We start from the raw sequence: 15665 nt of genomic DNA, 5'->3' as shown, positions 1-15665 counted from the left end.
ACGACATATTAATTGTAAATAATCACGGTCAGAAACGAATGATTTTACATATAAAAAAGACTAATCCACGCTAATGAACTGCTCCCTTCAAAGTAGACACTTAAAAATGTAAACTTTGAAGGGAGCATATCAAAATTTGGATTAGTCCTTTACTTTCAAAATGTTTCAATTTTATTTTTTTAAGCGTATATTTTCCGTATCGCTTAATCTAAAGATGTTGGATTGTAAAATTGTCTACCCTCAAGCCCAAAAATACGTTCAGTAAATTGACCTTTTGGCGTTTTCTTATATGCTTTTTCAAACATATTCATTTTTGCATCAATGTTATCGATGAAAAACAAAATTTCTGCCTCTTTCATATGTGGTAGTTTCGGAGAGCCAAATTCCATTTTTCCATGATGTGCTAAAATCATGTGACGCAGTAATAATACCTCTTCACCTTCTATATTTAATTCTCGTGCAGCATCTGCTACTTCATCACTGGCAATAGAGATGTGGCCCAGCAAATTACCTTCAACCGTATATGTTGTTGCAACAGGACCACTTAATTCTTTAACTTTACCTAGGTCATGTAAAATAATAGAACTATATAATAAACTGCGGTTTAAAAGTGGATATATATCACAAATAGATTTTGCGACCCGTAACATTGTTAATACATGATAACTTAACCCACTTGAAAAATTATGATGATGTGTACTTGCTGCAGGAAATGTAAAAAATTCTGTTTGATATTTACGCAATAAATGTCTTGTAATGCGTTGTAAATTTGCATTTTCAATCTCTAACATATAATGAGAGACTTCTTCTTTGATTTCTTCTGGTGTGAGTGGCGCGCCGTCTACGAAATCATGTATGTTTAAATCTGCTTCATCTGAAGCTAATTTAATTTTATTAATTTTCATCTGTTTACGACCACGATAATTAATAACATCACCAATAACGTGTACGATTTTTTCTGGTTCTAAAACACGCATATCTTCCTTAGTAGCAGTCCATAATTTAGCTTCGATGTCCCCACTTTTATCTTGAAGATATATCGTCATATAGTCTTTTCCTTGAGCAGTTACGCCTTGTGTCGCTTTATGAATCAAGAAATAGTGATCAACTGAATCTCCAGGATTTAATTTTTCTACATTTCTCATTATTTACCGCCTTCCTCAGGTTTATTCAAAGTAATAATTTGTTTTGAAGGCACACTTGTATCTTTGACACATGTAAAGTATAAAATTTGATAATCATTAGGCATTTGTCTTAGATAATTCATCATCGTTTCTTTTCTATGTTTATCAAAATGTACAAATGCATCATCAATAATTACAGGGAATGGATAGTAAGGTTTTAATGTTTTAATTAAGCTTAATCGCAATGCGATATATAGTATTTCTTTAGTAGACTGGCTTAATTCAATTGGTTCGTACATTTGACCATTCACTTGTTTTACCATTAAATCTTCATTCGCATAAGTTACTTGTACATAATTTCCATTTGTTAAATGTGCAAAGATTTCTGTTGCTTCATTTATCACTTGTGGTAAACGCTTATCTTTAATTTGTTTAATATGTCCTTCCACTAAAGATTGTAAGTAACTAAGACTTGCCCAATCTTTTGCTTCATCATTCACTCTATTTTTCAAAATATGGAACTTATGACGTAAATCCGCTAACGTTTTGTCTGTTTCCATATCCGTGATTTTAGCTTTTAAATCACTGACTTCTGACTGCATTTCTAAATATTGATCATTATAATGATCAACTTGTCTTTCTAACACTTCATCTTCTTCAGATAGTTGAGCATATGTTTTTTGACTCAGCATAGAACTAGCTTCGTAATTATAATTTTGGTTTTCTAGATATTTCGTTAAATCATTAAAGCGGTTTAATTGTTGATGATAAGCCTGATATTGAGCATGCTGATGATAATACGATTCTTCATCATTTGCACTTACAAAGTTAAATAACTGTGATATCACATTATTATTCTCATGTAAGCGATGTTTAAGCTGTGATAATTCACTTTCTATTAATGTGATTTGTTCTTGATTCCTATTCCATTTATCTAAATTAGTTGTTTCTTCTTTTAACCATTGATTTACGTCATGAAATAAAGATAATGTGTTGAAAGAAGTAAATTGATTTTGGGTTACTGCTTTTGCATGTTCATAAAATGTATCTAATGCCTGTTGTAACTCAATTTTTTGCTCGTTCAATTCAACAGTATGATTGTCATAATCCTTAATTTTATTCATCGTCGCAATACTATCAATAATGAGTTCGTCTGAAATTTTATCAGATAAATGTAATTCATCTTTAATTTGGTTGATCTCATTCTCTGACTTTGAGTATTGTTGTTGTGCAGATTCTAAATTGGAAGATAAATAATTTGCTTTTTTATCTAATGCCTCTTTCGTTTTAATAGCATTATGGAATTGCTCGCGAATTCTATTTTGATCATCTAAATCAAAGTCCAAATTATAATTGGCTTCTAAATCATTAATTTGGTGTTGCAAATCTTCAATTTCATTAGAAAATGTTTCACTATGTCCTATCTCTTTCGATTTAACTAAGAAGATACCCACGATAAATACAAGAGATAGTAATGCAAATACAATACCGAAGACCAAATTAGCTGAAATAAATGAAAAGATAGTTAATCCAACACCAACAACTGCTAATATAACGAATGCAAATCGAAAAATATTTTGTTTACGTTCATTTTCTTGTTGTTCTTTATCAAAAGCTTCTTTCATTTTTTGATATAAATTATTTTTCTCTTGTAGTTCGAATACACGATTGTTATATTGTTTTTTCTTTTCATAGTTTTCATCAGACACAATATCTTTTTCTAATGCATCCATCTCAGTTTGATTTGTTTCTTTATCAATTTTATTTTCTTCAATATTGCGTTCTAATTGTTGAATAATAGCAGTCTGTTCTTGCTTATTTTTAATTTGATCGCTTACATGACTCTTCATTGCCTCTGAACTGTCGGCTTCATGGTATACATCTTGCCATCCGATATTAGACTTCAAGCCTGATTTTTCACGTTCTTTATCTTGAATTTCTTTTTTAACTGATTTTAATTCGTATTCTTTTTGTTTAATTTCATTTTCTTGTTGTTGTATATGGTTAAAAGCATCAATATCAGATTGCTTAGGTACATTGATTTTTTCATTTTCACTTTTTAAATGCGTTAATCGTTCTTCTCTTAAGCCAATATCTCTTTTTAAATTTTGTGTTTGAATTTTTGCAGATTCATAGCGATCGATGCCTTGTTCAGGAAATGTGACAGGTTCTATATTTAATTGGGTTTCCAATGTTTTCCATTCTTGTGTTTGCTCATGTAAAGCTAATTCCTTTTGTTTACGATCATGCATTTTAGACAATTGGTTTAAATTCTGTTTCAAATTTTCTAAACGTCGATCTGCTTTATCTTTATCGTCTACTAAACGTTTGTAAGATGACAATTTTTCTTCTTCTTCTCGAATTTGTCGCTCTAATGACTTCAACTCTTCAAGCTGTTGGTTAATAATTGGATTTCTGCCATTTTTCTTATATAGCGCTTCTTTTTTATCATTCAAAATCTCACGCATGCTAGTAAATTCTGTTGATCCTAATGCACCAGCCTGGAGTAAATAGTTTTGTAATTGTTTTTCATCCATATTTTTATGAATATTTTGTAGGCCTAAGACATCAAATGAAAATATACCTTGATATGTACGTTTTGAGATAAAATTAAGTTCTTTCTTTAACCAGCTTTCATCTTTAATGGCACCATTCGGTAGATAAACTTTAACGTCTCCAGTTGCTGCACCTTTGATACGTTCAATTTCTATCAAAGAACCATCATCTTGAATCAATGTAAGTTTTCCACCGTATTGATTGCCTAAACGTGGCTCTAGTCGTGGTTCATTTTCTTTCTTAGTTGGAAACCCAAAAAGAATGGAATGTATAAATGCCTGTATCGTAGACTTACCTGACTCATTTTCCCCATAAATTTCTGTAAAATTTTCATCAAACTGAATGGATCTTTGAATGAATCTACCATAACCATATATATCTAATGATTTAATCTTCATTTTACTCCCCCCTCATATCTGACTTTAATAATAATTCAGCGCGTTTAATTAATTCTCGACGATCAAAATCATCATAATTTTCTAGGTATTTGGAAGCTTTTGGATTAAGATATAAATCATTCATAGCTAACTCATAAACTGAATTATCTTCTATCAAATCTGCTGAAAATTCTTTGACAAGGGTCGTTTTTTCATCATCTTTATTCTTTATATTCAGATCTTCTATAAACACAAAATTATGCTCATTTTCTTCATATTCACTAATCATTTCATGCACTTGCATTAAATCTTGATCAGAAATAATTTCATCTGAATTGACATTTACTACTAATTGATAAATTGCTTTACCTTCAGCTCTAACTTGTGATTTAAAATCTTGTATTGCGTCAAACAAACCTTGTTTTGAAGTCATGTTTGTATCTATTTCAGCCTTTTCAAAACGAATAAACTGTGTTGGCACAAATTTAGCATTTAGATGTAAATCATCGCCCTCTATTAATAGGCAACCTTTTTCTCCAGTTTCTTTGAAATGACGACCTTGAATATTACCTGGATAATGAATTTGAGGCATATCGCTTAGTTGTTGTCGCTCGTGTATATGACCAAGTGCCCAATAATGATAAAGTTTATTGTTTAAATCTTCTAATCTAAATTCAGTATATCGGTCTTTTGTGTTCGTTTTGCTATATGTACCATGCAAAATACCTATGTGAATACCTTTTTGACCTTGACTTGACGGATAGGCATCAAGTTTATTTTCATAGCTCGCTTCATTTTGATAACTGAAACCATGTAAATATATTTCTTCACCGTTTTTAGTAATTGTTTGATATGTTTCTACATTTTCAGAAAAAACCGAAACGTTATCTGGCCACTCAGTTCCTATAGATGAAGATAATGGATCATGATTACCATGACAAAGATAAACAAATATTTGTTCTTTTGCCAGTCTTTCAAATTGCTCTTTTAAGAACACTTCAGCACGGAGGGTTCTGTTATGACTATCAAATAAATCCCCTGCTATAATCATAAAATCTACTTCTTCATTTAACGCTAAATCCACGATTTTTTTGAAACTTTCATATGCGCTTTTTTGCATATCTTCAAATATCGATTGACTTAAGTAGCTTCTAGACTTAAATGGACTATCTAAATGTAAATCTGCACAATGAATAAATTTAACCATATATTTATAGTTCTCCTTTATTTAAAGGTTTTTATAAAAAGCATGAAAAACAGGCATTGATATTGAGACTTAAAAAATGGACTAACACCTATGTACACGCTAATACCTCGTATCTCTTTATTTTACCACACCGACTATTGTACAGTCGATAAAACAAAAAAGCTGAAACATAAATAAATGTCTCAGCTTTAAATTCAATATTAACCATGATTCATTGAATAAAACATGAACCATTATCCAGCAATTAAAGAATTCATTTATTGGCATCAATTCTTTTGTATTTCATTTCTCAATATATTGAGTTTATCATACATATGCTTGAATAAAAGTACATATATTCCTTCAAACTATGGTTGTTGCCATATATTAATTTTGAAAATCATTATATGGCAACACATTAAATATTTTTAAATTTTTATAAGAACTTTAGATTACTTTTAAAATAATCATTCTGATTAATTAATTAGTCAGCATAAATTTCATCTAAAGGTTTAACAATGATTTGATTAATTTCTTGGAATACTTGGCTCATGTTTTGCTCAGCAGCCATTAATTCTGAAATGTTAGAATCATTTTCGATTTTTTGTGCTTGTTCTTGAGCTTTTTGTAATTCCTCTTCACCAATTTCTTCACCTTGCATTTGTTTTTGTTGGAAGTTTAATTGTGTTTCGCGGAATTCATCAAAAAGTGCTTTTGATTCATCATTTTCTTTTACTTTAGCATAAGCTTTTTGTATTGCTTGATATTCATCACTTTCTCTTAAAGCTTGTTCTAATTGATTTGCATGATCGTATAAATTTACTGCCACTGTGCTTCACTCCTTTATTTGTATATGTGTTATAACCACATCGATATTACAATAACATAATTTAATATGTTATACAAAAATTGCAATTATGCCTTGTAATAAACCTATGATGCCACCTAATAGAAAGCCTAAAAGCATAATTAATTTCAATTCTTTATTTGCGATATCTATGATTAAACGTTCAATATATGCTAAATCAAATGAATTTATTTGTTCTTCAACCATTTGTCTTAGGTTAACTTTTTTCATGATTGGAGAAATATGCTTAGATCCTTTATCAATAATTAATTCCGTAAGTTGTTTTGAAATTTTTGTTTCTAAGAATGTTATAAATTCTGGCATTAATTCTTTCAATGGTCGATTCGATATACTATCTATGTTTGCATAGTTTATTAGTAATTCGGTAACCGTTACCTTAAGCGAGTCGAATTGATCTTCATTGATGACATCTACTAACGCTTTTGATTTAAATGTAGCGTATTCATTTTCAATAATCTGTTTTGCAATTGCTTTAGCTTTGGGGTGATTTGTTAATCTAATCAATTCATGTTGTATTCGATCTGCAATACTTTCTCTTGTCATAAACATCTGTAGCAAACCTACGATTTTACCTTTCTCATTAAAGAAAGTATCTAACATAGATGCTATATCAGCAGCACCTTTTTCCGATTTAAGATAAACACGTGCGCGTTCAAATAATAACTCAGGCACCCCATCTACCTTTGCATCAATATTTTCTTCAATATCTGAAGGAATCAGTTGATTTATAGGGGTTTCTTTATGTTCAGCATAATATTGTTCTAATTTATTATTGATAACTGAATACATTTTATCATTAGTAACCTGTACAACATCAACATCGAAACTTTTCGTCAACGATTGAATCGTCACATGCTCTGTTTTTAATTTTTGAATCTGTTTTAAGATTAATGATTCGATTGCTTCTCTTGATTTAGGTGCATTTAATTTTGACTTAATTAACGTTTCAGTTAATAAGTGTTCTTCAATAACTTGTCCAATTTTATCTGCAATTTCTGTTCTTCTTTTTGGTATTAACCCGGGCGTAAAAGGAATTCGTCTATTAAAAATATAATAAGTTTTAAACGGATGAAATAACATTCTTACAGCAATTACATTTGTGACGCCACCTATTATTGCTCCAATAATCATCATCGCTATAATTATTAAAAAAGCGTGCATAGTTAATTCTCCTTCAAATAAAATTTGTTATAAACTGAAGGTACAATCATATCAGTCATTTTTACATTGTATAACATATAACATAAAAATGTGCATACTATTTGTTATTTTTCAAAATAAAATTGCTGGTAGCAATCATTATGAGTACATTCAATTTGTATTAGTAAAAATACAGAATTAAAAAAAGAGCGATTTAGAAATCAATCAACATTTGATTTCCCGTGTTCGCTCTTAAAATGATGTATTCTTTTTATCATGGGTCAAAAACTATATCAACTTACTTATTAAGTTCAGTTCATTAGTTCATGACCGATTTCAATTAACTATAGTGACTAAACCATTCAATATATACGCCATAACTTTTTTAGTTAATGTTATAAATAATGATTCTTCTATCACACAGTACATTTATTTATACGTGCATTAATTCTTCTTTAGAAACTCTACCAAAATATGTTTCAGCTTCTCTTAATTTAGAAGTACCAAAAATAGGTTGTGTTTCCTGATTTAGTACACGGTAGATATCACTTACTTTGTTGCTTTGTAAAATATAGCCGTTACGCGTATCAACTGTGTTCCAATATATATCACTTGTTGTAGAATGATTTGGATACGCACAATGGTTACGTGAAATTGTTTGTACCATTTCTAATGGGTCGCATCCGAAAGTACTATTTAGAACATCAGAATCTCTAAATAATGCACAAATTGACACACATGTTGTCCAGTTTGGCAATACTCTCTCTTTTTCAATTTGTACTAGTGTCTTTTTTGAAAGACCAATTGTTTGTGCCATCGTATCTTGCGTATAACCCGCTTCGATGCGCACCATTTTAAATTTTGTTTGAATTAAATCTGTAAAACTCTGTCTATCCATTACTTTAATCTACCTTTCATAAAAGAATATTTTATCCGGACACAAGAAATTGCAATAATACACGTTTCTTGAAACACAAATTACATCTTAATACAATTTGCGATAAAATAAAAGAGCGAAATGATATTTTCGTTGTTTTTTGTTATTTGCGAAATTATCTAAATAATCAATCTTATATCTTATAATTAACTTAAACATTTTTAGTACTTTTATTGTAAGCGTATAACAAGTATGAAATGTGATTATATTTTTCACTTATTACTCTTTTGATATAAAAACACCATTTATTATTATATCTTAAATTTTACTTTTTGGCATACCATTTGCCTTAAATAATAGAAATTAATCATTTATTTACATTTTTCAGAATTTTCATTATAATCAGGGTTACTTTAATAATTGAGGTGTAAAAAAATGACAGAGAAATATATATTACTTGCAACTTGTACAGATAAAGTCGGTATTACTTCATTAATTACTAATAAAATTGCTCAATATGATTCTAATATTCTACATTTAGATCATTTTACAGAATATGACCATTCACCAAATGCTACAGGTCAATTATATTTGAGATTGGAATTTGAAAATGTACCATCATTGAAAGAAGATTTAGAAACAACGTTGCAAACACATCAAATAGATTTTAAACTCTTTGACAATCAACAACATACAAAAATAGCACTTTTTGTTTCTAAGGAAGATCATGCTTTCAACGAAATTTTATTACGTGTTAACAGAAATGAATTGCCTGCCGAAATTGTGTGTATCGTTAGCAATCACGAAAACAATAGACAATTCGCAGAAACGCTTCATATCCCTTTTTATTACATACCGAGCAACGAAGATAAAGCGATTGTGGAAAGAAAAATACTAGATGTTTGTTCTGAGCATCAAGTTGAACTCATTGTTTTAGCAAAATACATGCAAATACTATCCGACCATTTTGTCAGTCACTATCCAAACCAAATCATCAATATTCATCACTCATTCCTACCATCATTTATAGGTGCTAACCCTTATAAACAAGCATGGGAACGCGGTGTTAAATTGGTCGGAGCAACAAGTCATTATGTTACTTCTGATTTAGATGAGGGCCCTATCATAGATCAAGACGTTATAAGAATTAATCATCGGTACAATGTACAAGATTTACGTAAAATTGGTCGGCATGTTGAATCAAGTGTGTTAGCTCAAGCTGTCGAATATCATGTGCTGCATAAGGTAATTGTCACTGCGAGTAGTAAGACTATTGTTTTTAATTAAAAACTTTAAAAGACCTGAGACCGATATCTGCCTCAGGTCTTTTTATTCGAAGCGCAACGCAATCTCAACAACTTTAAAAAGAAACTTTGACATTTTTAAGCATCTTACTTACTTTCTTTAATTTTAACTTTTACAATATCCCTTTTTAAAAAATTAATAGTATATCAACGCGTCTTCGTTAAGCTGTGCAATTAAATAATTATAATTCCTCAACCAATCAACACTACTTAACTTTAATTTATGGTTGTTTTCACTTTTTACTAAACACCTTTGCCAATCTACTTTATATATTGTTTTGTGTATGACATATCATTATATACACATTAAAAACTGTTCTATAACAGAACTACAATTGATATTAAGTGTATTACTTTTTAATACAGATTCCAAAAGCTTTCACATTTTAGATTAAAATTATTCAAAAACTTTGTGATTTTTTTAACAAAACAAATGATATAATTATTGTGAAAAAAATAACATACTTTTGGAGGTAATGATATGTTAAAAGAAAATAATATGCAATCCACAGCATGGAATGATTTTAAAAAAGGTCGCTGGCAACATCATGTAGATGTAAGAGAATTTATTCAACTCAATTACACATTGTACGAAGGTGATGATCAATTTTTAGCAAGTCCTACAGAGGCAACAACTCAGCTTTGGGATCAAGTCATGCAATTGTCTAAAGAAGAGCGTGATCGCGGTGGAATGTGGGACATGGACACAAAAGTTCCTTCTACCATCACTTCTCACGAGGCAGGTTATCTAAATAAAGAATTAGAAAGCATTGTTGGGGTCCAAACCGATAAACCATTCAAACGTTCGATGCAACCTTTTGGTGGCATTCGTATGGCAAAAGCAGCTTGCGAAGCGTATGGTTATGACCTAGATAGTGAAACTGAAAAAATATTTACTGATTATCGTAAAACACATAATCAAGGTGTATTCGATGCATACTCAAAAGAAATGCTAAATTGTAGAAAAGCTGGAATTATTACAGGACTTCCAGATGCCTACGGTCGTGGCCGTATTATTGGCGACTACCGTAGAGTGGCTTTATATGGTGTGGACTTCTTATTGCAGAAAAAAATGGAAGATTTCAATAATATGTCTAAAGAAATGTCAGAAGATGTTATTCGATTACGCGAAGAGTTATCTGAACAATACCGTGCATTAAATGAATTAAAAACATTAGGCAATATTTATGGATTTGATTTAAGTCGCCCAGCCTATAACTTTAAAGAAGCAGTACAATGGTTATACTTAGCATATTTAGCTGCCATTAAAGAACAAAACGGTGCAGCTATGAGCTTAGGTCGTACTTCAACATTTTTAGATATCTATGCTGAAAGAGATTTAAACAATGGATTGATTACAGAACGTGAAGTACAAGAAATCATTGACCATTTTATTATGAAATTACGTATCGTTAAATTTGCTCGAACACCTGATTATAACGAATTATTTTCTGGTGACCCTACTTGGGTAACAGAATCAATTGGAGGTGTAGGTATTGATGGACGTGCATTAGTAACTAAAAACTCGTTCCGTTTCTTACATTCACTAGATAATTTAGGTCCAGCACCTGAACCAAACCTCACAGTATTATGGTCAGTTCGCCTACCTGACAATTTTAAAACATATTGTGCAAAAATGAGTATAAAAACAAGCGCAATTCAATATGAAAATGATGACTTAATGAGAGAATCTTATGGTGATGATTATGGTATTGCATGCTGTGTATCTGCTATGACGATTGGAAAACAAATGCAATTTTTTGGTGCTCGTGCTAATTTAGCAAAAACTTTATTATATGCGATTAATGGTGGCATAGATGAAAAATCAGGTCAACAAGTCGGACCATCATATGAAAGTATAAAATCAGAAGTACTCAACTTCGATGAGGTATTTGAAAAATTTGATAAAATGATGAATTGGTTAGCTGGAGTATATATTAATTCACTTAATGTCATCCATTATATGCATGATAAATATAGTTATGAACGTATTGAGATGGCACTGCATGATACAAATATCATTAGAACAATGGCTACAGGTATAGCTGGTCTTTCTGTTGCTGCAGATTCATTATCTGCAATCAAATATGCAAAAGTAAAACCTATTCGAAATGAAAATGGCGTTGTAACAGATTTTGAAATCGAAGGTGATTTCCCAAAATATGGTAATAATGACGCACGTGTTGATGATTTAGCAATCGACCTTGTAGAACGCTTTATGACAAAATTACGTAGTCATAAAACTTATCGTAATTCAGAACATACGATGAGTGTGTTAACGATAACATCAAATGTAGTATATGGTAAAAAGACAGGAAATACACCAGATGGACGTAAAGCCGGAGAACCCTTTGCACCAGGTGCAAACCCGATGCATGGACGCGACCAAAAAGGTGCACTTTCATCATTAAGTACAGTTGCAAAAATACCTTATGATTGTTGTAAAGACGGCATATCCAATACATTTAGTATCGTTCCAAAATCACTAGGTAAGGAAAGTAATGATCAATGTAAAAATCTCACAAGTATGTTGGATGGCTATGCTATGCAACACGGACACCACTTAAACATTAATGTGTTTAATAGGGAAACGTTACTAGATGCAATGGAACATCCTGAAGCATATCCACAATTAACGATTCGCGTATCTGGTTATGCGGTTAACTTTATTAAATTAACACGCGAACAACAATTAGATGTTATTTCACGTACTTTCCATGAAAAAATGTAATTTGAATTTAAGGTGGCCGCTATATGCTAAAAGGACATTTGCATTCTGTTGAAAGTTTGGGTACCGTTGATGGTCCAGGACTACGATATATATTATTTACTCAAGGGTGTTTATTAAGATGTTTATACTGTCATAATCCCGATACTTGGAAAATAAATGATTATACACGCGCAGTCACAGTTGAGGAAATGGTAAATGAAATAACTCCTTTCAAACCATATTTCGATACATCAGGTGGGGGCGTAACAGTCAGTGGCGGTGAACCATTATTACAAATCAAATTTTTAACCGCCTTATTTCAATCATTAAAAGCACATGATATTCACACCTGCATTGACACTTCAGCTGGTACAGCGAAAAATACACATACTTTTGAAAAACAATTAGATGCTTTGCTAAAGTTTACAGACTTAATATTATTAGACATTAAACATATTGATAATATGAAACATAACAAATTAACTGGCCAACCTAATACACATATATTAAACTTTGCTAAAACACTTTCTCTTAAAAATCAACCCGTTTGGATAAGACATGTACTAGTGCCAGGTCTCACAGATGATAAAAAAGATTTGATACGGTTAGGCGAATTTATAAATTCACTCGACAACGTTGAGCGCTTTGAAATACTGCCATATCACCAATTAGGTATGCATAAATGGCAATCACTAGGTTTAACTTATGCTTTAGATCAAATAACAGCACCTACCGAGGCTGAAGTAAAACAGGCCTATCAATATGTAAATTTTAAAGGTTACACCCCTATTTAACTTTATTACGACACGTTAAAATAATCGCGCTTATTAAAATGTAGTTCATCAAATAAGTAGTGAATTGATATCAGTTGAAATATAGATATCATTCACTACTTTTCTTTTTTGTTAATGAACACGAATTTGAATAACACTATGCAAAATGATATATTAACTAAAACAAATTTTAAGGGGGATGTTTCTTTGAATAATCATTCTTCAACAAAACTAATTTCTATCAGTGCTTCTATGAAATTTATTAATGCGCAAATGATTCCAGGCATATTGACGTTATATAATGATAAAATTACGTTTAAAGCAAAAGGAATAATTGAAAATCATGAAATCAAAAGTTTATTCCCTTTTAATGAACTTCAAAGTGTTAAATTTGGTCTATCTTTAACTCCTTTTAGAATAACGATTATGGAGTCTGATGGAGAGCCTTGGCTATTTGATCAGGTTCCTAGAAAAGATGGTAAAAAATTTGTAGAATTGTACAATGTACTTCATTCTTAATAAGTCATCTATCAGGTTAATCTAATACTAAACTATCATAGTGATGGTTTATTTTTTAAGAAAAAAATTTTATAAATCAACAACTCATTTGCAACACTTCTCACGTATCACAAAAAAGAGTGGCCAGCATATTTCAATGTTAGGGCCACTCTCAAATTTTAAATATCTTTAATTTATATCTCTTATTTAATTAACTTTCATTTTTAGCAGCTAATTTTTTATCTTCAGCTTTTGAAATGATTAGTGCACATGCAGCATCACCTGTAATATTGACAGATGTTCTCGTCATATCCAACAATCTATCAATACCTAAGATAATACCAATTGCTGCTGGATTCAATCCAACGGCATTTAAAACCATCGCTAACATTATCAGTCCAACCCCAGGGACACCTGCAGTACCAATGGATGCTACTACAGCGATGACTACAACAGTTATAATTTGCATAAATGAAAGCTCTACCCCAGATATTTGTGCAATAAATATCGTTGCAACACCTTGCATGATTGCCGTACCATCCATGTTGATTGTAGCGCCAAGAGGTTGTACAAAAGATGCTACTTCTGGTCTAACACCCATATTCTTAGTACATTTAAGCGACACTGGTAAAGTGGCTGTAGAACTCGAAGCACTGAAACCAAGTGTAATTGCCGGAAGAAAATCTTTAAAGAATTTCAGTGGACTTGATTTAGCTATAAACTTCACTGCTGAACCATATATAACAAAGAAATGGATAAATAGCGCAAGCAACACTATAAAGAAATACATACCAAGTTGTTGGATAGCTCCAAACCCTGCTCCTGTAAACGCATGTGCAACAAGACCAAAAGTACCAATAGGTGCAAACACGCTCATGATCATCGTTACAATATACATTAAAACTTCATTGGTTTGCTCAAATAACCGGTATACCCCTTCAGCCTTCGAACCAACCATAATCAAACCTATCCCAATGAAAATAGCAAATGTAATAATTTGCAACATATTTTCTTCACTCATAGCTTGTAACGGGTTTTTAGGAAATAGATTAATCAATGTTTGATCAAATGATTGATTGGCTGCAGAACTTTGTGAATTATCCTCTTTATCTAATGTTTTTTGATAACTTGATACATCCTCACTTTTTAATAAATCTGATTTCCCCTCACCCGGCTGTAAAACTAAAGCTAAAGTAATCCCAATTATAATTGCTATTGCAGTAGTAGTTAAAAAGAAACTAATCGTTTTTAACCCAATACCACCTAATAATTTAGGATCACCTACCCCTACTACACCTAATACAATTGAAACAAACACAACAGGCACTACTAACATGAAAATTAAATTCAGAAAAATTTGCCCAATCACGTTAAAGACATATTTATCAACGTTGATCACAAAACTTGATTGAGCAAACATATTAAATATAGACCCTATTGCTATACCGAGTATTAACGCTATAACAATTTTCAATGAAAGATTTTTAGTCTTCATAACAACATCCCCCTTTATGTTTATTAGCTACATTATATAGTAATATTATACATTTTGAAACAAAAGTATATACACGACAAAAAATGCTATGTAAAATAATATTTACATAACATCTAATAATTTATATAAGATTATTCTGCATAGCATAAATCGCCGCTTGTGTGCGATCAGATACTTGCAATTTAGCGAATATGTGACTGACATGGGTTTTAACAGTTTTTTCTGAGACAAATAAAGTTTCCGCAATTTCTTTATTTGTTTTACCCTTTGCCATTTCTGTCAAGACTTCAGATTCACGTTTAGATAGTTTATTTGTATAGTGCGGTTTACTACTTACTGACTCCATAACGCTTTGAGCTTGTGGATGGATAACTTTTTCACCTGACAACACGTTTTTAATTGTTTTAATCAACTTCTCAGGTTCAACATCTTTCATTTCATAACCATCGGCGCCTTTATCAATTGCCGAAATCACATGTTCATCGTCTACATAACTGGTTAGCACTAATATTTTAACTTCTGGATATTTTTGCTTCATAATTTCAGTGATTTCTATTCCATTCATATTGGGCATCACTAAATCTAATAATACGATATCAGGTAATTCATGCGCTTCTAAATATTTTAAAAATGATTTGCCATCTGAAAAACCTTTAACAACCTCTATATCATCAACTGTTGATAATAGAAATTCTAAACCTTGCCTAACGATATGGTGATCATCTACCAAAATGATTTGATTCATCTTGACCTTCCT

At 31.2% G+C, this 15665-nt stretch carries 12 protein-coding genes; 4 read left to right on the top strand and 8 right to left on the bottom strand.

The features are described 5' to 3' along the window. Positions 1-203: 203 nt before the first annotated feature. From yhaM to xdrA, 6 genes are all read right to left on the bottom strand, one after another. Positions 204-1145: a 3'-5' exoribonuclease YhaM gene (yhaM, locus tag JG554_RS05150; RefSeq protein WP_046207623.1), complete on the bottom strand. Its 942-nt coding sequence runs from the start codon at positions 1143-1145 to the stop codon at positions 204-206. Next, on the bottom strand, positions 1145-4078 hold the full coding sequence (locus JG554_RS05145) for an ATP-binding protein (protein WP_107360225.1): 2934 nt from the start codon (positions 4076-4078) through the stop codon (positions 1145-1147). Before JG554_RS05145 ends, yhaM begins: the two co-directional genes overlap by 1 nt. 1 nt (position 4079) lies before the next feature. Beyond that, positions 4080-5264, bottom strand: a complete 1185-nt coding sequence (locus JG554_RS05140; RefSeq protein WP_046207625.1) for a metallophosphoesterase family protein — start codon at positions 5262-5264, stop codon at positions 4080-4082. Between the two features lie 463 nt (positions 5265-5727). Next, positions 5728-6072 carry a YlbF/YmcA family competence regulator gene (locus JG554_RS05135; protein ID WP_019468127.1) on the bottom strand — a complete coding sequence of 115 codons (345 nt, stop codon included), beginning with the start codon at positions 6070-6072 and terminating at the stop codon, positions 5728-5730. Between the two features lie 69 nt (positions 6073-6141). Further along, positions 6142-7272, bottom strand: a complete 1131-nt coding sequence (locus JG554_RS05130) for a DUF445 domain-containing protein (protein WP_070039600.1) — start codon at positions 7270-7272, stop codon at positions 6142-6144. 412 nt (positions 7273-7684) lie between these two features. Continuing rightward, the gene (xdrA, locus tag JG554_RS05125) at positions 7685-8149 is read right to left on the bottom strand and encodes an XRE family transcriptional regulator XdrA (protein WP_019468125.1); all 465 of its coding nucleotides are present in this window, start codon (positions 8147-8149) and stop codon (positions 7685-7687) included. 414 nt (positions 8150-8563) lie between these two features. On the opposite strand from xdrA, the gene purU reads away from it, so the two are divergent. From purU to JG554_RS05105, 4 genes are all read left to right on the top strand, one after another. Then, positions 8564-9415, top strand: a complete 852-nt coding sequence (gene purU, locus JG554_RS05120) for a formyltetrahydrofolate deformylase (RefSeq protein WP_046207627.1) — start codon at positions 8564-8566, stop codon at positions 9413-9415. Between the two features lie 498 nt (positions 9416-9913). Beyond that, positions 9914-12163, top strand: coding sequence for a formate C-acetyltransferase (pflB, locus tag JG554_RS05115; protein WP_070039602.1), 2250 nt, complete (start codon positions 9914-9916; stop codon positions 12161-12163). A gap of 23 nt (positions 12164-12186) precedes the next feature. After that, on the top strand, positions 12187-12936 hold the full coding sequence (pflA, locus tag JG554_RS05110) for a pyruvate formate-lyase-activating protein (RefSeq protein WP_070039604.1): 750 nt from the start codon (positions 12187-12189) through the stop codon (positions 12934-12936). Between the two features lie 186 nt (positions 12937-13122). Beyond that, positions 13123-13434, top strand: coding sequence for a hypothetical protein (locus JG554_RS05105; RefSeq protein ID WP_225309945.1), 312 nt, complete (start codon positions 13123-13125; stop codon positions 13432-13434). Between the two features lie 190 nt (positions 13435-13624). Here JG554_RS05105 and JG554_RS05100 read toward each other — a convergent pair whose 3' ends face one another. Both JG554_RS05100 and JG554_RS05095 read right to left on the bottom strand, forming a co-directional pair. Next, positions 13625-14908 carry a dicarboxylate/amino acid:cation symporter gene (locus tag JG554_RS05100; RefSeq protein WP_070039607.1) on the bottom strand — a complete coding sequence of 428 codons (1284 nt, stop codon included), beginning with the start codon at positions 14906-14908 and terminating at the stop codon, positions 13625-13627. A gap of 121 nt (positions 14909-15029) precedes the next feature. Beyond that, entirely contained in the window at positions 15030-15653 is a 624-nt protein-coding gene (locus tag JG554_RS05095; RefSeq protein ID WP_046207631.1) for a response regulator, read from the bottom strand. Positions 15654-15665: the final 12 nt, after the last annotated feature.

The organism is Staphylococcus sp. 11-B-312 (assembly GCF_016743055.1).
Lineage (GTDB): Bacteria > Bacillota > Bacilli > Staphylococcales > Staphylococcaceae > Staphylococcus > Staphylococcus ureilyticus.
Note: the sequence above shows the minus strand (reverse complement) of the source record. Positions and strands in the feature narration are given on the sequence as shown.

What these genes read in the sequence shown, in the direction of transcription:
- yhaM (WP_046207623.1), bottom strand. Translation starts at nt 1,145, where the DNA reads ATGAGAAATGTAGAAAAATTAAATCCTGGAGATTCAGTTGATCACTAT.
- JG554_RS05145 (WP_107360225.1), bottom strand. Translation starts at nt 4,078, where the DNA reads ATGAAGATTAAATCATTAGATATATATGGTTATGGTAGATTCATTCAA.
- JG554_RS05140 (WP_046207625.1), bottom strand. Translation starts at nt 5,264, where the DNA reads ATGGTTAAATTTATTCATTGTGCAGATTTACATTTAGATAGTCCATTT.
- JG554_RS05130 (WP_070039600.1), bottom strand. Translation starts at nt 7,272, where the DNA reads ATGCACGCTTTTTTAATAATTATAGCGATGATGATTATTGGAGCAATA.
- xdrA (WP_019468125.1), bottom strand. Translation starts at nt 8,149, where the DNA reads ATGGATAGACAGAGTTTTACAGATTTAATTCAAACAAAATTTAAAATG.
- purU (WP_046207627.1), top strand. Translation starts at nt 8,564, where the DNA reads ATGACAGAGAAATATATATTACTTGCAACTTGTACAGATAAAGTCGGT.
- pflB (WP_070039602.1), top strand. Translation starts at nt 9,914, where the DNA reads ATGTTAAAAGAAAATAATATGCAATCCACAGCATGGAATGATTTTAAA.
- pflA (WP_070039604.1), top strand. Translation starts at nt 12,187, where the DNA reads ATGCTAAAAGGACATTTGCATTCTGTTGAAAGTTTGGGTACCGTTGAT.
- JG554_RS05100 (WP_070039607.1), bottom strand. Translation starts at nt 14,908, where the DNA reads ATGAAGACTAAAAATCTTTCATTGAAAATTGTTATAGCGTTAATACTC.
- JG554_RS05095 (WP_046207631.1), bottom strand. Translation starts at nt 15,653, where the DNA reads ATGAATCAAATCATTTTGGTAGATGATCACCATATCGTTAGGCAAGGT.